23 protein-coding genes are annotated in these 18,986 nt (G+C 70.0%); 10 read left to right on the forward strand and 13 right to left on the reverse strand.

Going from position 1 to position 18,986, the window contains the following annotated elements; translation table 11 throughout:
• Window positions 1-89: 89 nt before the first annotated feature.
• The 3 genes from VME70_00315 (at window position 90) to VME70_00325 (ending at window position 1,901) form a co-directional block, all read left to right on the forward strand.
• Window positions 90-977: a hypothetical protein gene (locus VME70_00315; GenBank protein HTW18637.1), complete on the forward strand. Its 888-nt coding sequence runs from the start codon at window positions 90-92 to the stop codon at window positions 975-977.
• Window positions 974-1,606 carry a TetR/AcrR family transcriptional regulator gene (locus VME70_00320; protein HTW18638.1) on the forward strand — a complete coding sequence of 211 codons (633 nt, stop codon included), beginning with the start codon at window positions 974-976 and terminating at the stop codon, window positions 1,604-1,606. Before VME70_00315 ends, VME70_00320 begins: the two co-directional genes overlap by 4 nt.
• Before the next feature lie 67 nt (window positions 1,607-1,673).
• Entirely contained in the window at window positions 1,674-1,901 is a 228-nt protein-coding gene (locus VME70_00325; protein ID HTW18639.1) for a DUF3107 domain-containing protein, read from the forward strand.
• Between the two features lie 81 nt (window positions 1,902-1,982).
• Here the strand turns inward: VME70_00325 and VME70_00330 are convergent, their stop codons facing one another.
• Complete coding sequence (locus VME70_00330) at window positions 1,983-2,660, reverse strand: ferritin-like fold-containing protein (protein HTW18640.1); 678 nt, start codon at window positions 2,658-2,660, stop codon at window positions 1,983-1,985.
• Window positions 2,661-2,817: 157 nt separating this feature from the next.
• Here VME70_00330 and VME70_00335 point away from each other — a divergent pair, with 157 nt between their 5' ends.
• Window positions 2,818-4,452, forward strand: coding sequence for a DEAD/DEAH box helicase (locus VME70_00335; GenBank protein ID HTW18641.1), 1,635 nt, complete (start codon window positions 2,818-2,820; stop codon window positions 4,450-4,452).
• Window positions 4,453-4,519: 67 nt separating this feature from the next.
• Complete coding sequence (locus VME70_00340; protein HTW18642.1) at window positions 4,520-4,963, forward strand: hypothetical protein; 444 nt, start codon at window positions 4,520-4,522, stop codon at window positions 4,961-4,963.
• Between the two features lie 15 nt (window positions 4,964-4,978).
• Here the strand turns inward: VME70_00340 and VME70_00345 are convergent, their stop codons facing one another.
• Entirely contained in the window at window positions 4,979-5,335 is a 357-nt protein-coding gene (locus tag VME70_00345) for a hypothetical protein (GenBank protein ID HTW18643.1), read from the reverse strand.
• Between the two features lie 10 nt (window positions 5,336-5,345).
• Window positions 5,346-6,188 carry an AAA family ATPase gene (locus VME70_00350; GenBank protein HTW18644.1) on the reverse strand — a complete coding sequence of 281 codons (843 nt, stop codon included), beginning with the start codon at window positions 6,186-6,188 and terminating at the stop codon, window positions 5,346-5,348.
• 143 nt (window positions 6,189-6,331) lie between these two features.
• On the opposite strand from VME70_00350, the gene VME70_00355 reads away from it, so the two are divergent.
• On the forward strand, window positions 6,332-7,213 hold the full coding sequence (locus VME70_00355; protein ID HTW18645.1) for an alpha/beta fold hydrolase: 882 nt from the start codon (window positions 6,332-6,334) through the stop codon (window positions 7,211-7,213).
• Here VME70_00355 and VME70_00360 read toward each other — a convergent pair.
• The 3 genes from VME70_00360 to VME70_00370 form a co-directional block, all read right to left on the reverse strand.
• A complete protein-coding gene (locus VME70_00360) occupies window positions 7,187-8,059 on the reverse strand; it encodes a PD-(D/E)XK nuclease family protein (GenBank protein ID HTW18646.1) in 873 nt (290 codons plus the stop codon). The genes VME70_00355 and VME70_00360 overlap by 27 nt on opposite strands.
• 62 nt (window positions 8,060-8,121) lie before the next feature.
• Complete coding sequence (locus VME70_00365; protein ID HTW18647.1) at window positions 8,122-8,739, reverse strand: MarC family protein; 618 nt, start codon at window positions 8,737-8,739, stop codon at window positions 8,122-8,124.
• Window positions 8,740-8,750: 11 nt separating this feature from the next.
• Window positions 8,751-9,443: a DUF6758 family protein gene (locus VME70_00370; GenBank protein HTW18648.1), complete on the reverse strand. Its 693-nt coding sequence runs from the start codon at window positions 9,441-9,443 to the stop codon at window positions 8,751-8,753.
• A 150-nt stretch (window positions 9,444-9,593) separates the two neighbouring features.
• On the opposite strand from VME70_00370, the gene VME70_00375 reads away from it, so the two are divergent.
• The gene (locus VME70_00375) at window positions 9,594-10,004 is read left to right on the forward strand and encodes an NUDIX hydrolase (protein ID HTW18649.1); all 411 of its coding nucleotides are present in this window, start codon (window positions 9,594-9,596) and stop codon (window positions 10,002-10,004) included.
• Here VME70_00375 and mscL read toward each other — a convergent pair.
• The 3 genes from mscL to VME70_00390 all read right to left on the reverse strand — a co-directional run bounded on the left by mscL (window position 9,981) and on the right by VME70_00390 (window position 12,274).
• Window positions 9,981-10,484: a large conductance mechanosensitive channel protein MscL gene (gene mscL / locus VME70_00380; protein ID HTW18650.1), complete on the reverse strand. Its 504-nt coding sequence runs from the start codon at window positions 10,482-10,484 to the stop codon at window positions 9,981-9,983. The two genes, VME70_00375 and mscL, sit on opposite strands and share 24 nt — an antisense overlap.
• Window positions 10,485-10,572: 88 nt before the next feature.
• Window positions 10,573-11,430, reverse strand: a complete 858-nt coding sequence (locus tag VME70_00385; GenBank protein HTW18651.1) for a PhzF family phenazine biosynthesis protein — start codon at window positions 11,428-11,430, stop codon at window positions 10,573-10,575.
• Window positions 11,431-11,512: 82 nt separating this feature from the next.
• Entirely contained in the window at window positions 11,513-12,274 is a 762-nt protein-coding gene (locus VME70_00390; protein ID HTW18652.1) for an SDR family oxidoreductase, read from the reverse strand.
• A 124-nt stretch (window positions 12,275-12,398) separates the two neighbouring features.
• On the opposite strand from VME70_00390, the gene VME70_00395 reads away from it, so the two are divergent.
• Both VME70_00395 and VME70_00400 read left to right on the forward strand, forming a co-directional pair.
• Window positions 12,399-13,670, forward strand: a complete 1,272-nt coding sequence (locus tag VME70_00395; GenBank protein HTW18653.1) for a CBS domain-containing protein — start codon at window positions 12,399-12,401, stop codon at window positions 13,668-13,670.
• Window positions 13,657-14,178: a DUF1003 domain-containing protein gene (locus tag VME70_00400; GenBank protein ID HTW18654.1), complete on the forward strand. Its 522-nt coding sequence runs from the start codon at window positions 13,657-13,659 to the stop codon at window positions 14,176-14,178. Before VME70_00395 ends, VME70_00400 begins: the two co-directional genes overlap by 14 nt.
• On the opposite strand, the gene VME70_00405 is transcribed toward VME70_00400, so the two are convergent.
• Together VME70_00405 and VME70_00410 are read right to left on the reverse strand one after the other, a co-directional pair.
• Complete coding sequence (locus tag VME70_00405) at window positions 14,175-14,642, reverse strand: hypothetical protein (GenBank protein HTW18655.1); 468 nt, start codon at window positions 14,640-14,642, stop codon at window positions 14,175-14,177. The genes VME70_00400 and VME70_00405 overlap by 4 nt on opposite strands.
• 114 nt (window positions 14,643-14,756) lie before the next feature.
• Window positions 14,757-15,992 carry a threonine synthase gene (locus VME70_00410; protein ID HTW18656.1) on the reverse strand — a complete coding sequence of 412 codons (1,236 nt, stop codon included), beginning with the start codon at window positions 15,990-15,992 and terminating at the stop codon, window positions 14,757-14,759.
• 99 nt (window positions 15,993-16,091) lie between these two features.
• On the opposite strand from VME70_00410, the gene VME70_00415 reads away from it, so the two are divergent.
• The gene (locus tag VME70_00415; GenBank protein ID HTW18657.1) at window positions 16,092-17,228 is read left to right on the forward strand and encodes an Mrp/NBP35 family ATP-binding protein; all 1,137 of its coding nucleotides are present in this window, start codon (window positions 16,092-16,094) and stop codon (window positions 17,226-17,228) included.
• A gap of 115 nt (window positions 17,229-17,343) precedes the next feature.
• On the opposite strand, the gene VME70_00420 is transcribed toward VME70_00415, so the two are convergent.
• Window positions 17,344-17,673 carry a sec-independent translocase gene (locus tag VME70_00420; GenBank protein ID HTW18658.1) on the reverse strand — a complete coding sequence of 110 codons (330 nt, stop codon included), beginning with the start codon at window positions 17,671-17,673 and terminating at the stop codon, window positions 17,344-17,346.
• Window positions 17,674-17,696: 23 nt separating this feature from the next.
• Window positions 17,697-18,941, reverse strand: a complete 1,245-nt coding sequence (locus VME70_00425; GenBank protein ID HTW18659.1) for a trypsin-like peptidase domain-containing protein — start codon at window positions 18,939-18,941, stop codon at window positions 17,697-17,699.
• Window positions 18,942-18,986 lie beyond the last annotated feature (45 nt).

Genomic DNA, 18,986 nt, shown 5'->3' on the forward strand with positions numbered 1-18,986 from the left:
TCTGCACGGTTTCGTCCGGTTCTGGGCGTTTGGCGCCCGACCCTACCGCGATGATGAGCCACGACCGGCGCGGCGTCTACCGTGGACGGGTGAGTTGGGGCCTGCTGGGTGCGTTCGCCTCGACGATCGCCTACGGCGTGGCCACTGTCCTGCAGGCGGTGGGCGCGCGCAGCGGCGGGCAGGCCGATGAGCTCGACACCCGCCTGGTCCGCCGGCTGCTGCACTCCTCGACCTACATCGCCGGTCTGCTGCTCGACGCCGTCGGCTTCGGGCTGTCCTTCGCCGCCTTGCACACCCTGCCGTTGTTCACCGTGCAGGCAATCGTCGCGTCCAGCCTCGCCGTGACCGCCCTGCTCGCCGTCCTCCTGCTCGGCGCCCGCCCGATGGTGCTCGAGTGGGTCGCGCTGGTCGCCGTCACCGCGGGCCTCACCCTGCTCGCGCTGTCGGCCACCAACCAGACCGCGACGAAGCTCAGCGATGGCGACCGCTGGTTACTCGTCATCAGCGTGGCGCTGGTCGGCGTACTGGGATATGTCATGGCCCGCCGCGGCAGGGGTCTGGGGCGGCACGAGGCGTGGTCGCTCGGCGCGCTCGCCGGCGTGATGTTCGGGGGGGCCGGCATCGGCGCCCGCATGTTGCAAACGCCGTCAACTCCCTGGCGGATCTTCCTCGACCCGGCGCTGTACGCAATGGCCCTCGCCGGGATCCTGGGTCTGCTGATCTACGCGATGGCGGTGCAGCGCGGCAGCGTGACGGCGACGACCGCGGCCGTCGTGGTCGCGGAGACCGTCCTGCCCGGACTGGTCGGGATCACGTTGCTCGGCGATCGTCCTGCACCCGGACACGATCTGTTGGCGGCATTGGGATTCGGCTTGGCGGTGGCCGGCGCGGTCGCGCTCGCGCGGTACGGCGAACCGCCATCCGGGTCGGCCCGACGTCTTCGGGATCTTCCGATCGGTACGCTTCCGGCACCGTGACCACGACCAACAACAATCCTGCCCGCGGCACCCGGCTGCCCAGATCGGCCCGCCGCGAGCAGTTGCTCGGCGCGGCGCAGGAGGTCTTCGTCGCGAACGGCTACCACGCCGCAGCGATGGACGACATCGCCGAACGGGCCGGAGTGAGCAAGCCCGTGCTCTATCAGCACTTCCCGGGCAAGCTCGACCTGTACGTCGCCCTGCTCGACCAGCACGTGGAGATGCTCCAAGCGCGGATCGTCAGGGCGCTGCACAGCACGACCGACAACCACGAGCGCGTGTCCGGTTGCGTACGTGCCTTCTTCGACTTCGTCGACGATCCGGGCGGAGCATTCCGGCTGGTGTTCGAGTCGGACCTGCGCAACGAGCCGGCAGTGCGCGAGCGGGTCGAGCGGTCACTCCAGCGCTCGGTCGAGGCGATCGCCGACACGATCGCGCGCGACACCGGCCTCGACCGCAACGACGCCGAGTTGTTGTCCTGCGGGCTCACCGGTGTCGCCGAGATCAGCGCGCGGTGGTGGCTCGCGTCCGCCGACGGCATCCCGAAAGAGCGCGCGATCGAGCTGATCCAGGCGCTCGCCTGGCGGGGCATCTCGGGGTATCCACGGGTGAGCGATCCGGACGCCTGAGGGACGTTCGCCATCGGCGTACCGGGTTTCACCGCTCCTTCACATCACGTCCACTAGCCTGATCGCTGTGGAGGTCAGAATCGGCATCAAGGGTGCGCCGCGCGAGCTGTCATTCGAGAGCGCCCAGACGGCTGACGAGATCCAGACCGCGGTCGAGCAGGCGATCAGCGCCTCGGCCGGAACGCTGATGCTCAGCGACGAGAAAGGCCGACGGATCATCGTCGCGACCGACAAGCTGGCGTACGTCGAGATCGCCGACACCGACGCCCGCCGCGTGGGCTTCGGCGCGCTGTAGTCCCCGCCACAACGGACCAACCCGGTGTGTGCACGGCGGGTTACCGCCGGCGGTACGCAGCCGTTCACACATCGAGGTGCGCTACGAGTGCAGGCCGAGGGTTTCCATTCGCCCGCTGTGTCGTTGGGTGAGTCGCGCCAACAGCTCACCCACGGCAGCAAGGTCGCCGACACCGCCGACGATCAGGCGGGCCAGCTCGTCGCGGTCGACCGCGATCCGCTGCGCCTGAACCAGCGCCTCGCCGACCAGCCGCCGGCCCCACAACGCAAGCCGGCCGGCCACTGCCGGATCGGCCTCTGTCGCCGACCGCACGTGCGCGATCGCGAAGTCGGCGTGGCCGGTGTCGTCGAGCACGTCGACGACGAGTGATTTGGTCGAGTCGTCCATGAACTCGGCGAGCTCGCGGTAGAAGTCCGCCGCGAACCCGTCGCCGACGTATGCCTTCACCAGGCTCTCCAGCCAGTCGGCCGGCTTCGTCGAGTCGTGGTAGGCGTCGAGCGGTCCGACAAACGGCGCCATCGCGACCGTCGAGTCGATCCCGAGGCTGGCCAGCCGCTCGTGCAACACCTGGAAGTGGCCGAACTCCGCCGCTGCCATCGCACCCAGCGCGGCCTTGTCCGCGAGGGTCGGCGCGAGCGAGGCATCACCGGCGAGCCGCTCGAACGCGGTCAGCTCCGCATACGCGAGCACGCCGAGCAGGTCGACCACCGCCTGCTGGCGGTCGGCCTCCGTCATCGGGTCGGTCCACTCACCGCTCATGTAATGGCCGACAGTAGCCGAACAGGTACACTGAACGACGTACGACGAATTCCCGCGGAGAGCCGCGGTGTCGGCCCCCTGCGAAGAGCGCGGGCGCGGGCCACCACCGAGAGTGTGAGCGGACTCCGCACCGACGCGCTCTCTTTGGAGTCCTTGCATGAAAACCTTCGCTGAACTCGGCGTGGACGACGATGTCGTCGCCACGCTCGCGGCACGTGACATCACGACGCCGTTCCCGATCCAGGCACTCACCATCCCGCTGGCGCTCAAGGGCCACGACCTGATCGGTCAGGCCAGGACCGGCACCGGCAAGACCATCGCGTTCGCGCTGCCGCTGCTTCATCTGGTCAAGGCCGGGCAGGCCGACGGCAAGCCACAGGCGCTGGTGGTCGTCCCGACCCGCGAGCTCGCGATGCAGGTCGCGCGCGACATTGAAATGGCCAGCGGGCAGCGCGGCACCCGGATCCTCGTGATCTACGGCGGCCGGGCATACGAACCGCAGATCGACGCCTTGCGCAAGGGCATCGATGTCGTGGTCGGGACACCAGGTCGCCTGCTCGACCTTGCCAAGCAACGCGCGCTGGACCTGTCCGGCGTACGGATCCTTGTGCTCGACGAGGCCGACGAGATGCTGGACCTCGGCTTCCTGCCGGATGTCGAGCGGATCGTCGCCCAGGTCAGCCAGATCCGCCAGACGATGCTGTTCTCCGCGACGATGCCCGGGCCGGTCGTCGCCCTCGCCCGGCGCTATCTGCGCCACCCCACCCACGTGCGCGCCGAGTCGCCGAACGAGAGCCAGACCGTCCCGACCACCAGCCAGTTCGTCTTCCGGGCACATCACCTGGACAAGCCGGAGGTGTTGGCGCGGGTCATGCAAGCCGAGGGCCGCGGGCTCGCGATGGTCTTCACCCGGACCAAGCGGTCGGCCGACCGGATCGCCGAGGACCTCTCGGAGCGCGGGTTCGCCGCGGCCGCTGTCCACGGTGACCTCGGCCAGGGCGCACGCGAGCGGGCGCTGCGGGCCTTCCGGAGCGGCAAGGTCGACATCCTGGTCGCCACCGACGTCGCCGCCCGCGGTATCGACGTCGCCGGAGTCACACACGTCATCAACTACGAGTGCCCCGACGACGAGAAGGCCTACCTGCATCGGATCGGCCGCACCGGTCGCGCGGGCGAGGTCGGCAGCGCGATCACCTTCGTCGACTGGTCGGACACCTATCGCTGGGGGATGATCAACACCGCCCTCGACCTGCCGTTCCCCGAGCCCGAAGAGACCTACTCGACCTCCGACGTGCTCTACGAGGAGCTCGACATCCCGCGAGAGGCGACCGGCCGACTGCCCAAGGCGCAGCGGACCCGGGAAGGCCTCGAAGCCGAGCAGCTCGAGGACATCGGCGAGACCGGGCACCGTCCAGGCTCTCGGTCAAAGCCGGGCACGAGCGGCGGACGCTCGCGCCGCGCGGGTCGGCCCGAGGGCCGACCGGGCCGCACTGCGCGCTCCGGGGACCGCCCCGGGGACACCGCGACCGCGGGCCGGCCACGGCGGTCGGCAAGCGTCGACGCGAGTCCGGCCCGCACGGGGTCGGACGGCGAGACCAGCCGGGCCCCACGGCAGCGCCGGCGCACTCGCGGCGGCGTACCGGTGACCGACGCCGTCGGCGGCGAGGCAGCGGCCACGAGCACCGCGACGGACGGTCAAGGCGCCCGACGGCGACGCCGGCGGCGCTCACGTTCCCGCGGTGCCGGCGCGACGAGCGCCAGCCCGGCCGGGGAGCCAACAAGCCGCACGTAACAGGATCAAGCGAGCACCTCGGTCGGCCGATGGGAGTAGGTACGGACGACCGAGGAGGGACCCGACCGTGGTGATGCGAACGGTGGGAAACCGGCACTCCGCAGAGGACGTCGAGGACCTCGCCACGTGGGTCCGCGGCCTCGAGGACTGCCCGGCAGTGACCCAGACCGCGTTCGCCGCCTGCCGCAATCCGGTGCATGGTGACGAGCCCGCCAGCTGGTTCTACGTCGAGGCCGACGCCGAAGCCGGCGTCGCCCGGCTGCGCTGCCTGGCCGGCGCCCACGCCAACGACGTCCTGGACTCCGGCGAGCACTGGACCTATCCCGGCGTGTGGTCCTGCCGGTCGTGCGGACAGTCGATCGCCGAGGTGGTGTACGGGATCCACGACGAAGAGGGCACGGCCACCTGGATGGTGCTGACCGTCCGCTGTGTCGACTGCGGTGACGTCGAAGGGCTCACCGACATCGTGCTGCCGAGCGTCGCACTGGACGACCTGCTCGCCGCTCTCTGAGCCGGCCCGCCGGCGCTACACCTGCAGGGTCAGGCGCACCCAGCTCATCCGCCCGCAGGCGGGACAGCGCAGGTAGGTCGGGTAGGCGTGCTTGAACACGCTGAACTGGCGCACCGCGTCACCGTGGCCGACCCGGAAGCCGAAGTGCAATGACGGGATCGCGCTACGCAACGCCTGGTTGAGCCCCAGCACGGTTCGCGACTCGCAACCGCTGCACTCGACCAGCACCGAGCCGACGGCCGGTGTCGCTGCCTCCGAGGAAGAGGAGAACAGCGCGCGCTTGCCCTGCGCGTCCGGCAGGAACTCGGCGCTGACCCGGACCGAGCGCTCGGTGCGGGGACGGAGTCGGTCGAAGCCGGGGTTGGTGCTCATCGTCGCTCGCTCACGCCCGGTCCCGGGCCGGCTCGGTCAGGTCGATCTGGCGATGGCCGGCATGCGCGGCCAGGAAGGCAACCGCCTCGGGGTCGTCCGGTGCCCCGACCAACCGGCCGGCCAGCAGCCGGTAGGCGACCGCCCCCGGGGTACGGCGAGCCGTGCGCATGATCGAGTGACCGATCGCGGGCGCCTCGGCGAAGCGGATAGAACGGGGAATCGGCGGGTCCAGCACATCGAGCCCGTACCGCAGCGCCACGTCGGCGAGAACCGCGCGCGTGTGATTGGTACGCCCGTCGTACAGCGTCGGCAGTACGCCGAGAACGTGCAGCTGCGGGTTGGTCAGGCGCTGCACGTCGTGCACGGTGTCGAGCAGCTGGCCGACACCACGGTGCGACAGGGTCTCGCACTGCAGCGGCACGATGACGTCATCGGCCGCGGTCAGCGCGTTGAGGGTCAGGACCCCGAGGGTGGGTCCGCAGTCGATGAGGATCACGTCGTAGCGGTCGCGCACCTCGTCGAGCGCGTGCCGCAGCACGTACTCCCTGCCGGTCTTGGTCAGCAGCATCGCCTCGCACCCGGCCAGCTCGATCGTCGCGGGCAGCAGGTCGGGGCCTTCGGCCGTCGAGACGACGACCATCCGGGCAGACACCCGGCCGAGCAGTACGTCGTGGATCGACAGGTCGAGGGAGTCCGGGTCGAGCCCGAGGGAGAAGGTCAGGCAGGCCTGCGGGTCGAGGTCGACGACCAGCACCCGCTTGCCGAGCTCGCTCAGGGCGGACGCGAGCGAAGCCACCGTGGTCGTCTTCGCGACGCCACCCTTCTGGTTGGCGACGGCGTACGTGCGGGCGATCGTCACAACAGTCCTGCCCGTCTCCGGTGCCTGCCCGAGCGCTTTCAGGCTAGTGCCGCCGAGTCTCGGGTGACCACCGTCCGAGCAGAGATCACCCGCCGGGCTACCCTTCCGCCCGTGTTCCGCCCGCGCGCCGGCCGCTCATGAGCGTTCCGCGTCATCTCGATCTCTCGCCGGAGCTGGCGCCCACCAGGGTGACCGCCGCGTCCGGCGAGCTGGCCGCTCTGGTCGCGACCCCGCCCGACGGGGTCGTGCGCCGCACGCCGGTGCTGGCGGTGCCCGGCTACACGGGCAGCAAGGAGGACTTCCTGCACCTGCTGCCGCTGCTCGCCCGCAGGGGTCACCCGACCGTGGCGATCGATCTGCGCGGCCAGCATGAGTCCGGCGGCCCCGAAGACGTCTCGGCGTACTCGATCGACGCGCTCGCCCGGGACATCACGGCGCTGCTGGCCGCCGAGCCCAGCCACGTCCTCGCGCACTCGTTCGGGGGCCTGGTCTGCCGCGCTGCGGTCATCGGCGGCGCGCCGGCGCGATCACTGACCCTTCTCGGCTCGGGGCCGGCCGCGCTCGGCGGCACCCGCGGCCAGCTGATCGAGCTCATGCAGCCGCTGCTCGCCGAGGGCGGCGTCGCGGCGGTGTGGGAGGCCTCGGAAGCGCTATCCGCCTCCGACCCCAACCGCGCCGGCATCTCGGCGGACGTGCGGGCATTCCTGCGCCGACGGTTCCTTGCCTCACCCGACGCGGCGCTGCTCGGCATGGGCATCGCGGTGACCACCGAGTCGGACCGGGTCGAGGAGCTGCGGGCCACCAACGTGCCGGTTCTCGTCGCGCACGGCGAGGCCGACGACGCATGGACCCCGCAGGAACAGACCGAGATGGCGCAACGGCTCGATGCCGAGCACGCGATCCTCAGCGGCGCCGGCCACTCACCGGCCGTCGACACCCCCAAGGCCATCGCGGACGTGCTGGAAACCTTCTGGGCGCGCCTCGACTCCCGGTCACTCGACGACATCGTCGACGGATGAGCTGATGTCGCTCGCGAGCCCGGCCCAAGGCTGGAGCCGCTTCGGCGTCGCCGCCTGACCCTCGGGACAGCTGTCGAGAAAGTCGCACCACCCACAGAGCGCTCCCGGCCGGGCAGGAAACGCGGCATCCAGCCCGTCGGTTGCAGCCGCGTCGATCGCGGCGGCTGCCTCGGTCGCGATCTCCTCGGCCCGGCCGAGCTGGCGAGCCAGCGTCTGCTCGGTGTGCTCCCACCGGACGATGTCGCCGGTCGGCAGGTGATGGAGCTCGACGGTGCGACAGGTACGGCGCATGGTGCGCTCGGCTGCCGCGGCGTACAACGCAAGCGCGAGCGAGCCCCTCGCGTCGTCGGTCGTGAGAATGTGCCGGCCGGTCTTGTAGTCGACGACGACCAGCTCGTCCCCACGGCGATCGAGCCGGTCGATCCGTCCGGAGACCGCCACCCGGTCGGTCTTGAAGGCGACCGTGCGTTCGACTCCGAGCGGCTCGGCGTGCGGGTCGACCCCGGCGGTGTAGCGCTCGACCATGTCGGCCGCACGCTCCCGCCATTCGTCGGCCTGATCGGCGTCCCGGAATCCCTGCGGCGCCCACCGCTCGCGAAGCAGCGCTGCCGCAGCGGCGGGAACGCGCTCCCCGACCGGCAGCCCCCACCAGCCGGCAAGCGCCACGTGCACCGCGGCGCCGACGCTGTTGTGCGCCCACGGTCGCCCGGTCGGCGGTGGCGGCCGGTCGACGTAGCTGAACCGGAACCTGCGCGGGCAGTCCAGCCAGGCAGCGAGCTTGGACGGCGTACAGACGAACAGCCGGCGCGGCAGTTCGAGCTCGAGCGCGGCCTGCGGCTCCGTCATGGGGTCAGTCTGCTGGTGGGCACCGACAGGTTTGCACGGCCACCCGCCGGGTGTGGACGGCCTCAGGCGCTGCGGGCGAATGCGATTGCCGAGTCGGCGACGAGCTGGACCGCGATCGCCGACAGCAGCAAGCCCGAGATTCGCGTGATCAGCGACACTCCGCCGTCGCGGATCACCCGCAGGATGACGCCGGAGAACCGCAGCGACAGATACAGCACGATGTGGACCGCGAGGATCCCGCAGGTGATGGCAAGCGCATCATCGAACCCGTGTGCGCGCCGGACGAACACGATGGTGGCGACGATGGCGCCGGGCCCGGCGAGCAACGGCGTACCCAGCGGGACCAGGGCGACGTTGACGTCCGGCACCTCGCTGTCACGGGTCTGACGTCCGGTGAGCAGCTCGAGGGCGACCAGGATGAGCAGCAGGCCACCTGCACCCTGCAGGGCCGCCACCGAGATATCCAGGTAGCGCAGGATCTGCTGACCGAACAACGCGAACGCCGCGATCACCGAGATCGCGACGAGCACGGCCTGCCAGGCCTGGCGGTTGCGCACCTTGCGTGAGCGCCCGCTGGTCAGCGCGAGGAACAGCGGCACCGTACCGATCGGGTCCATGATCACGAGCAAGGTCACGAAGACCTCGGTGAACAGCCGGGTGTGGAACGCGACGTGGTGCACGCCGAGTAATGCTAGGGAATCGGGCGCTCCGACAGCCTCGGCGAGAGCGACCCGAACTCCAGGTCGGGGTCGAGTCCATGGTCCCGGACGTCCACGAGCTGGAAGCCGTCGTACATCACCATGCCCGCGGCGGCGGGCCACACCACGGCCCACAACCACTGGCCCTTGGCCTCGCCGACGAACGTGGCGCGGTCCGGACTCGACGGCAAGCTCCACAGCGCGGTCGGGTGCGCGGCGGCGTTGATCTTCGCGTCGGGCGGCCCGAAGCCGAAGCTCTGGCCCGGGTCGGGCTCGGCGTGTCCCGCGTGTCGCGCACCCAGGCCGACCCCCGGTTCCTCGGCGACGAACATCAGCTCGGCGGCGCCCCCGATCGGGCTCGGGCCGGTAAGGCACATCACGGTGGCGCGCGCACCGGTGCGGTCATCGCCCGCGTAGGCGATCCCGCTGCAGACCCAGCCGCGCAGCAGCGGCTGCGGAAGCCAGACCGGGACGACGGCCTGCCCCACGACGTGCGCGATCGCATCGGTCCCGATGTGGGTGAGGACCTTGTACGGGTGCACGGAGCCGTGGCGAGGGCATTCCCAGGCACTCGACCACAGCCCCGGTGGACGCAGCTCGTTGCCGCACCGAGGGCACGCCGGGTCCTGATGCACTACGGCTCCCGCTCGGACCCGGTCCGGCGGCGGCCGTAAGGCGGCCGACACGGGCCGATCTCGGACCAGCCCTCGAGTGGCAGCACTACCCAACGCTGAGCCGCGGCGCGGCTCGCGTCAATAGGCCAGCGGCGTCACATCCCGCCGCGGTCGGTCATCCGTACGACCCGGGCAGCCGCGGGCCTACGTAGGCTGCCGCGAATGGAGGGTGCCAACGTCATCGACCCGCAGACCGGAAGGATCGTGTGCGCCGGCGCGGTGGTCACGGACCCGGACGGCCGAATCCTGATGATCCGCCGTGGCGTCGAGCCCGCGCTCGGCACCTGGTCGCTCCCTGGAGGGCGGGTCGACCCGGGCGAGGCGTACGACGCGGCCGCCGCCCGCGAGGTCCGCGAGGAGACCGGCCTGGTGGTCGAGATCGGCGAGCTACTGGCCACTGTCGAGGTCGCGACCAGCTACCTGGTGCACGACTACGCGGCGACGGCGGTAGGGGGCGAACTGCTCGCCGGTGACGACGCCAGTGACGCGCGCTGGTGTACGCCCGACGAGATCGAGACCATGACGCTCTCCCCCGGGCTGCTCGTCGAGCTACACCGGATGCGAGTCCTCTGAGCCGGCCGGCGCCGGTGGAAGGACGACGGTGCAGAAGGCGCACCTGGTCGCGTCGTACGGAATCGAGCTGCGGCACTCGGGGCAGATCTTCGTCTCGCTCTCCGTGCCGGTCGAGGACTTGAACCGGGTCAGCAGATGAGTCATCGGCCGCACGACGAAGTAGTAGACGACAATGCCGATCAACACGAATGACACCATCGAGTTGAGGAAGTCGCCGTAGAGGAACTTCGACCCACCTACCTGCCAGTAGCGGGTCGAGAAGTCGCTGGCATGACCGAGCGGGATCCCGACCAATGGGGTGATGAAGTCGTTGACCAACGACTTCACGATCGCGGTGAACGCCGTACCGATCACGATGCCGACCGCGAGATCGACGACGTTGCCGCGCAGGATGAAGCTGCGGAATCCGGTCAGGTCCAGCCGCCGGGTGCTGCTCCGCACGAGATGCTCGATCCGCTCGAGGGGGTCGTGGTCGCTCATGCCCCCTGAGTACCGCTGATCGTCCCCGGCACCACCGCTTTGCCCGCGACACGCCGAGAAACCGGCCGCACCACGAGGATCCGGTGACTCACGGTCGGCGGATGTGACCTTCCCCAACCGGTACGACGGAGCCGGTCACCCTGCACTCGACGGCGACGCCACCACTGCACCGAACCTCGCAGGACAGCCGCGACGGCCGGTGCATCTCAACTCCTTGCTCGACGAGGTACGCCGTGACACCGTCCGCGGCGACTCGGCCGCAGGAGGCCAACCACACGCCGAGCCCGAGCGCAGCCGATCCGGTCGCCGGATCCTCACCGACACCGATCGCGAACATCCGCGCCCGGATCAGCGCAGTCGTGGCTGAGAACACGAAGACACCGGTCGCGCCGGGAAGCGACCGCATCGCGCCGTAGTTGGGTGCCGTTCGCGCCAATGCTTCTGGCCTGACGTGTAGGTAAGCGAAGTCGATGCCGACACCGCAGAGCCTCATCGGGTCACCGACCAGGTCCTGCTCGGACAGCCCCACACCGGCGAGCGCCTGAGCCGGATCGACGATCTCGCCGAGATGAGGACTGCCGCCGGTCAATGTGACCGCATCGCCGTCGATCACCAGCGGCAACAGTCCCGCGCCGCACTCCTGGACGATCGCGCCGTCGACGATGCGACCGACCGAACGCATGACCCAGGCAGCCCCGACCGAAGGATGGCCGGCGAACGGCAGCTCGGTCCCGGGCGTGAAGATCCGCAACCGGTAGTTGGCCTCCGGCGTCGTCGCCTCGACCGGGAACACGGTCTCCGAGAGGTTGAACTCGAGCGCGATCTTCTGCATCTGTGTCGTTGTCAGCTCGTCGGCGTCGAGTACGACCGCCAGCGGGTTGCCGGCGAACGGATGCTCCGTGAACACGTCCACCAGCCGATAAGCAAGCGGTCCTAACCCGCTCATCGATGCTCCCCTTCGGGTCGCACCGATGCCGAGACGCCGTCTTCATTGGAGCGAGCCACCTTCGCTTCGCTCCGGTACTCGTTCATGTAATCGCCACGCCTCCGTCGACGACGATGGTCTGGCCGGTGACGTAGCCGGCCGCATCGGAGACCAGCCACACCAACGTCGCCGCGAGCTCGGCGGCGTCACCGAGCCGGCCGCTGATGACCCGCGGGCGCATGAGCGCGAGATAGCTGGGGTCGTACTGGTCGGTCATCTCGGTGGCGAAGAAGCCGGGCGCAATGCCGTTCACGCGAATCCCCTTGCGCACGGTCCACTGCTGCGCGAGGTCGCGGGTGAGACCGATGAGGCCGGCCTTCGACGCGGTGTACGCGGCTTGAGGCAAGCCGCCGGTCGTGATCCCGATGACACTGCTGATGTTCACGATCGTGCCGCTGCCGGCGGCTGCCCTCGCGAACGCCTGGGCCATCCAGTAGCACCCGTTGAGATTCACGTCGATCACCGCGCGGAACTGCTCCGGCGTCTCCCTGGTCGCAGGTACGGCGGTGCCGACCCCAGCGTTGTTGACCAGGATGTCGACCGCGCCGAACTCCTCGACGGCAGCGGCAACCAGTCGCTCGCAGTCCTCCGGCTTCGCGACGTCGGTCGCGACGGCGATCGCTCGCCGGCCGATCGACTCGACCGCAGCTCGCGTCGCTTCGAGCTTGTCGACCCGTCTCGCGCCGAGCACGAGGTCCGCACCGGCCTCCGCGAGCGCCTGAGCGAACGCGACGCCGAGTCCCGACGACGCACCAGTCACTACGGCGACCTTGCCGTCGAGCCGAAACATGTCCAGCACCGTCATTGGTGCACCCTATTCGGACGCTCATCCGACCCCGCCAAGACCTGAGCAATGGCACGAAGAATGCTCGTGCGCGCCCGCGCCAGGCTCCCCGATCCGGAGCGCATCCAGCGGTAACCTGCGGATCATGGCCACCGGCACGACCATGCGGATCTTCCTCGCCCGGCTGGCCGGCCTCACCGTTCTCGATCCCAATGCCGACCAGGTCGGTCGGATTCGCGACGTCGTCGTCATGATGCGCACGGGCAACCAGCCGCCGCGCGTACTCGGCATCGTCGTCGAGGTCCAGCCGCGTCGACGGATCTTCGTGCCGATCGGCCTCGTGACGAGCATCGATGCCGACGCGGTCATCGTCCGCGGCCGGATCAACCTGCGCCGGTTCGAACGCCGGGCCGAGGAGACGCTGGTCATCACCGAGCTGCTCGACCGCAAGGTCACTTTGGTCGAGGACGGCACCCAGGTCACCGTGACCGACGTCGCCATGGAGCAGAGCCGGACCCGGGACTGGTTCCTCACCCGGGTGGCGGTTCGCCCGAGCGGCGGCTTCCGACGACGTCGCAACCAGCTGACCGTGGTGCCGTGGGAAGAGGTGAGTGGGTTCGGCCAGGTGGACGCCGAGCAGGGCGCCACCAACCTGCTCGCGGCCCTCGACCAGCTCCGGGCGCCCGACCTCGCGCACGTCCTGCACGAGCTGTCGGACAAGCGCCGGGGCGAGGTCGTCGCCGCGCTCGACGACGAACGGCTGGCCGACGTCCTGGAAGAGCTGCCGGAGGACGACCAGGTCGAGATCCTCGCGATGCTCGCCGGCGAGCGAGCGGCGGACGTGCTCGAGGCCATGGCTCCCGACGACGCCGCGGACCTGCTCGGTGAGCTCCCGCCGGACGAAGCGGAGCGGCTGCTCGGGTTGATGGAACCCGGCGAAGCCGGGCCGGTTCGCCGCCTGCTCACCTACTCGGAGAACACCGCCGGCGGCATGATGACCAGCGAGCCGGTGATCCTCTCGCCGGATGCGACCGTCGCGGAGGCACTCGCCCGGGTCCGCGATCCCGACATCTCGCCGGCCCTTGCCGCGCAGGTCTATGTCTGCCGGCCGCCGACCGAGACGCCCACCGGCAAGTACGTCGGGATCGTCCACATCCAGCGCCTGCTGCGCGAGCCGCCGTCCGCGCTGGTCTCCGGGGTGGTCGACACGCAGATCGACCCGCTCCCTCCGGACTGCCCGCTGCCCGAGGTCACCGCGCACCTCGCGACGTACAACCTGGTCGCCGTCCCGGTCGTCGACGATGTCGACCACCTGCTCGGCGCGGTCACCGTCGACGACGTCCTCGACCACCTCCTGCCACCGGACTGGCGCGAGCGGCCGACCAATGAAGTGGGTGTGCACGATGGCGCGCCGTGAGAGCCGGCGGACGCCGCGGCTCGACCAGCCGCTCAGCGCCCGGCGCACGATCGGGCTCCCGCGTTACAACCCCGAGTCGATGGGACGGTTGTCGGAACGGGTCGCACGCTTCCTCGGCACCTGGCGCTTCATCGGCTACATGACGCTGTTCATTGCGATCTGGATCATCTACAACATCGTCGTCACGAAGGCGCCGTGGCAGTTCGACAGCTACCACAACAAGTTCACGCTGCTGACCCTGTTGCTCTCGCTCCAGGCGTCGTACGCCGCGCCGCTAATCCTGCTGGCCCAGAACCGGCAGGCCGACCGGGACCGAGTGCAGTACGAGCAAGACCGCGCGCTGAACGAGCGGACCGTGGCGGACACCGAGTATCTCGCGCGCGAGATCGCATCGATCCGAGTGGCTCTGGGCGAGGTCGCGACTCGCGACTTCCTGCGAAGCGAGCTGCAACACCTGCTCGACGAGCTCGCACCCGAAGCGGGCGAGCTCGCCGCGAACGAGAACTAGTGCATCCGCTTGCAGAGATTCTTGTGGTAGGCGGTCCAGATGTGCCAATGACCGAACGGACCGCCCGGCTTTGACGGCTCTTTGAACCACAGGTGCCGATACGCCCGCTTACCGGAGGACTTGCACGTACCGAGGTCGGTCGCGCGCAACCGGATGGTGACCTGCTTGTGGTAGTACCCACCGGCCGGCTTAACGACCGAGTTCTTGCCCCGGCCGTGCGCCGTCTTGCCGCCCCAGCTCGTCCAGTGGATATGCGTGATGTCCCCGGACGGATCGCCACCGTTGAACAGGGTCTTGGGACGCGCGGTCCCCCAGCCCTTGCTGTCCGGCCCGAACGAGTGGTGGACGCCGAGCACCGGCGTCTGTGCGGTGGTCGAACCGGCGGCGAGCGCGGTGGCCGGCGCGATAACGAGGGTCGCGCACGCACCTGCGGCAGCGACTCGGAGCAAAAGCCGGGAGCGCATCGGCATCCTCCCTGTCGGTCGGTCGAAAGACGGGTCCCACCTTATGGCGGCCGGCGGGAGCTGCCACCGGAGGCCACCGAAGCGCGCGTGAGGTGCAGCGCTGGCTACGGCAGCCTAGTGGCGCCCCGGCCAGTCATCCGTGGGAGCCAACGTCGGATAGTCGAGCGCCGCGACGCTGTCCGGATACTTGATGCCGCTTCCGGTACTGATCACGAGAACTGTTTCGTCCTCCCGGATCCAGCCCGACTCCCGAAGGCGAGCGACCGCTGCGAGAGCGACGCCGGTTTCTGGGCAGACGAACAATCCCTGCCCGCGCGCGCACTGCAGCTGCGCGCGCGCCGCCGCGTCGTCGTCGACGGCGACCGCGGTGCCGCCGGTCTCCCGGATGGCCTGCAGGACCAGCCGGTCGCCCAGCGGTTTCGGCACATTGATGCCGAACGCCGTCGTGTGCGCCCCGACCCAGGCCTCGCAATGGTCGTCGCCCGCTTCGAACGCGCGGACAACCGGCGCGCACCCGGTCGCCTGCGCGGCCACCATCCGTGGAAGCGCACCACGGATCAGCCCGAGCTCACCGAGCTCGCCCAGCGCCTTGTGGATGCCGATCAGCCCGACGCCGCCACCGGTCGGGTAGACGACGACGTCCGGCAGCCGCCAACCCAGCTGCTCGGCGAACTCCAGCCCGATCGTCTTCTTGCCCTCGATGCGGTACGGCTCCTTCAGCGTGGAGGCGTCGTACACATCGGGGTCTGCCGCAATCGCTCGACCGACGATCGCACCCGCGTCGCTGATCAGCCCCTCGACCAGGGCGACGGCGGCTCCCGCCGCCGCGCACTCGGTTCGCGTGATCAATGGTGCATCGACCGGCATGACCACGCCGAGCTCGAGCCGGTGCAGGGCGGCGTACGTCGCCCACGCGGCGCCCGCGTTTCCGTTGGTTGGCATCATCATCCGCCGCACGCCGAGCTCCGCGGCACGGGCGACGCCGATCGCTGCGCCACGCGCTTTGAAGGTCGCGGTCGGAAGCATGCCGTCGTCCTTGATGAGCAGACCTGGCACGCCGAGCTGGGGTCCCAGCCGTTCCGCAGCGTGCAATGGAGTCATGCCCTCGCCGAAGCCCAGCCGGTGGGCCGGGTCACGGACCGGCAACAGCTCCGCCCACCGCCACAACGTGGCCGAGCGGCCGGCCAGTGCGTCGACGGTCAGGGTCGCGCGAGCGCGGTCGAGGTCATAGCGCGCCAGCAGCGGCGACGAGCACTGCGGACAGAGGTGCTGAACGACGTCCGGCTCGACCTGGGCGGCGCACCGCGAGCACTGCAGCAGCGCGAGGGTGGAAGCAGGGAACTGGGTCACGGTGACTCCATCCCGCAGCGTAAGCGACGTGTCAGTGGACGAGCGCAGCGGGCGCTACGGGAGGCGGCAGCGCCAGCGCCACGTACGCTTGACGTCGTCATGAGTGCCGCACTGCCGACCGTCGAGGCGGTCACCGCCGCCCTCGCGACGGTCAAGGACCCGGAGATCCACCGGCCGATCACCGAGCTGGGGATGGTCGACGACGTCGCGATCTCCGACGACGGCACGGTGGATGTCAAGGTGCTGCTCACCACGCCGGGCTGCCCACTGCGCGACCGGATCACCGCCGACGTCACCGCCGCAGTCGGTGCCCTCGACGGCGTCACCAGCGTCCGGGTCGCGCTCGACGTCATGACCGACGAGCAGAAGGCCGCCCTTCGCACCACGCTTCAAGGCGGCCGGCCGGCTCGGCAGATTTCGTTCGAGCAGCCGGGATCGCTGACCCGGGTCTACGCCATCGCCAGCGGCAAGGGCGGTGTCGGCAAGTCCTCGACCACGGTCAACCTGGCGGTCGCCCTGGCGAACGCCGGTATGACGGTCGGTGTCGTCGACGCGGACATCTACGGCCACTCGATGCCCCGGATGCTCGGCGTGACCGTTCCCCCGTCCGTGGTCGACGGGATGATCGTGCCGTCAGAGGCGTACGGCGTGAAGGTCGTCTCTGCCGGCCTGTTCGTCGCGGACAACCGCGCGATCGCCTTCCGCGGACCGATGCTGCACAAAGCGCTGGAGCAGCTGCTGGCCGACGTCTACTGGGGTGACCTCGACGTCCTGCTGCTCGACCTGCCACCCGGCACCGGCGACATCGCGATCTCGACGGCTCAGCTGCTACCGAGCGCGGAGCTGATCGTGATCACCACTCCGCAGCTCGCCGCGCGCGAAGTTGCGGAGCGAGCGGGATCGATCGCCGAGCTCACCAAGCAACGGGTGGCCGGCGTCATCGAGAACATGGCCGGACTGCCGTGCCCGCACTGCGGCGAGCTCATCGACGTGTTCGGCGTCGGCGGCGGCGTCGCGGTTGCCGAAAGCCTGAGCCGCCGGCTCGGTGCCGACGTACCTCTTCTCGGCTCGATCCCCATCGACCCGCGGATGCGCGAGGGAGGCGACACGGGCCAGCCCATCGTGACCGCCGATCCGGCCGCGGATGCCTCGGTCGCGCTCAGCTCCATCGCCGACAAACTGCGGGCCCGCAGCCGCGGGCTGGCCGGCCGCTCGCTCTCGCTCACCCCGGTCTGAGTCGACCGCTCACCCACGGCTCCGAACCTGTGGACGGCCCGTTCGCCATGGCGGGTTGAGGGTGCTCTATGGCCCTTAGCTCGCCATGGTGGGGCAGGAGCGGCGGCAGGTACGGTCAGGTCGCGTCGGTGTCGTACGGCGGCGTCTCGTTGGCCGCGAGCGCGACCCTGGCTGGGCTTGCGGCCGCCGTCGCCGGCTCCTCGTCGTCTCCGAACAAAGCGTCCTCGACCAGCCGCCGTGGATGCAGTGATCGCAGGTCGAGGTCGGCCATCTCCGGGCCGAGCTCGGCCTTGAGGTCGTTCGCCGCACCACGCGCCATCTTGCGCAGCTCGCGGAGCATCCGGGTCGCGTCCTTGATCGCGTTGGGCAACCGGTCCGGCCCGAAGATGATCAGCCCGATCACGGCGAGAAGGAGGATCTCCTCCCAGCCAAGGTTGCCGATCATTCACCCAGCGTACGTCGCAACCGTCACTCGCTCTTGGCCGATCCGAGGACGAGGCTGACCGTCCTTCGCTGCGAGCCGCGGTCGAAGGTCAGGCTCACCCGCTGGCCCGGCACGTGGGCGCGGATCGCGACGATCAGCTCATCGGCCGTCGTCACGCGCTCGCCGTTGACCGCGATGATCACGTCGCCCGCCTGCATTCCGGCCTTCGCCGCGGGGCTGCCCGCACTGACCGCAGGGCCGCCGCCGGGCGGCGTACTGATCTTCGCGCCCGAGCCGGAGTAGCTCGGGTCGAGGTTGACGCCGATGATCGCGTGCGTCGAGTAGCCGCGCGTGATGATCTGGCCGGCGATCCGCTTCGCCTCGTTGATCGGGATGGCGAAGCCGAGGCCGATGCTGCCGGACTGCTGGCCGGTGATCGAGTCGGAGGACAGGGAGGCGATCGCCGAGTTGATCCCGATGACCGCCCCGGCCGAGTCGACCAGCGGGCCACCGGAGTTGCCGGGGTTGATCGCCGCATCGGTCTGGATCGCGTCGATGACGTCCTCCGGCACGCCTTGCTCGCCGCCGGCCTCCACGGGCCGGTTCAAGGCGCTGATGATTCCGCTGGTGACCGTCCCGGCCAGGCCCAACGGCGAACCCACCGCGATCACCGGATCTCCGACGACGATGTTGTCGGAGTCGCCGAGCGTCGCCGGTCGGAGCGACGACGACTTGCCGATCTTGATCACCGCGATGTCATCGACGGGGTCGGGATGTCCCACGATCTTCGCGGGCACCGTCGTCTTGTTCGGCAGGACCACGGTGAGCGTGCCGTGGCTGCTCTTCACGGCCGCGATCACATGGTTGTTGGTGAGGATGTAGCCCGAGCGGCTGAGCACGATGCCGGAGCCGGAGTCGCCGCCACCGCTGGTCTTGACATCGATCGACACGACGCTGGGCAGGATCTTCGCGGCGATCGCCGCCACCGACCGCGGCGAGCGGTCCGAGACGTCCCCGCCGCGCACCGACCCGATCGTCACCGAACCGACCAGGCTGTTCTTGTCGGCGTTGTGCACGATGAGTCCGCCGATCGATCCGCCGAGTACGGCGCAGACCAACCCGGTCAGCAGGACCGCCGGCCACGGCACCGTCCCATGGGCGTGCCGTCGGGGCGGGCGCGGCGGCGGCCCCGAGACCGCGCCCGGCACGGGTGACCACCAGCCGGCGGCCGGCGGTTGCGCCGGATCGGGCGGCGGAGGCAGCGGCGCCCAGGGGTCCGGCTCGGTCATGTCCACCATTGTCCGTCAGGTGTCGCGATGTCACTACGCTGGCCG

This window comes from Mycobacteriales bacterium (assembly GCA_035504215.1).
Taxonomy (GTDB): Bacteria; Actinomycetota; Actinomycetes; order JAFAQI01; family JAFAQI01; genus DATAUK01.

What these genes read in the sequence shown, in the direction of transcription:
- VME70_00345 (HTW18643.1), bottom strand. Translation starts at nt 5,335, where the DNA reads ATGAGCACCAACCCCGGCTTCGACCGACTCCGTCCCCGCACCGAGCGC.
- VME70_00335 (HTW18641.1), top strand. Translation starts at nt 2,818, where the DNA reads ATGAAAACCTTCGCTGAACTCGGCGTGGACGACGATGTCGTCGCCACG.
- VME70_00405 (HTW18655.1), bottom strand. Translation starts at nt 14,642, where the DNA reads ATGCGCTCCCGGCTTTTGCTCCGAGTCGCTGCCGCAGGTGCGTGCGCG.
- VME70_00425 (HTW18659.1), bottom strand. Translation starts at nt 18,941, where the DNA reads ATGACCGAGCCGGACCCCTGGGCGCCGCTGCCTCCGCCGCCCGATCCG.
- VME70_00330 (HTW18640.1), bottom strand. Translation starts at nt 2,660, where the DNA reads ATGAGCGGTGAGTGGACCGACCCGATGACGGAGGCCGACCGCCAGCAG.
- VME70_00385 (HTW18651.1), bottom strand. Translation starts at nt 11,430, where the DNA reads ATGAGCGGGTTAGGACCGCTTGCTTATCGGCTGGTGGACGTGTTCACG.
- VME70_00420 (HTW18658.1), bottom strand. Translation starts at nt 17,673, where the DNA reads ATGATCGGCAACCTTGGCTGGGAGGAGATCCTCCTTCTCGCCGTGATC.
- VME70_00360 (HTW18646.1), bottom strand. Translation starts at nt 8,059, where the DNA reads ATGACGGAGCCGCAGGCCGCGCTCGAGCTCGAACTGCCGCGCCGGCTG.
- mscL (HTW18650.1), bottom strand. Translation starts at nt 10,484, where the DNA reads ATGAGCGACCACGACCCCCTCGAGCGGATCGAGCATCTCGTGCGGAGC.
- VME70_00355 (HTW18645.1), top strand. Translation starts at nt 6,332, where the DNA reads ATGAGCGTTCCGCGTCATCTCGATCTCTCGCCGGAGCTGGCGCCCACC.
- VME70_00395 (HTW18653.1), top strand. Translation starts at nt 12,399, where the DNA reads ATGGCCACCGGCACGACCATGCGGATCTTCCTCGCCCGGCTGGCCGGC.
- VME70_00390 (HTW18652.1), bottom strand. Translation starts at nt 12,274, where the DNA reads ATGACGGTGCTGGACATGTTTCGGCTCGACGGCAAGGTCGCCGTAGTG.
- VME70_00415 (HTW18657.1), top strand. Translation starts at nt 16,092, where the DNA reads ATGAGTGCCGCACTGCCGACCGTCGAGGCGGTCACCGCCGCCCTCGCG.
- VME70_00400 (HTW18654.1), top strand. Translation starts at nt 13,657, where the DNA reads ATGGCGCGCCGTGAGAGCCGGCGGACGCCGCGGCTCGACCAGCCGCTC.
- VME70_00375 (HTW18649.1), top strand. Translation starts at nt 9,594, where the DNA reads ATGGAGGGTGCCAACGTCATCGACCCGCAGACCGGAAGGATCGTGTGC.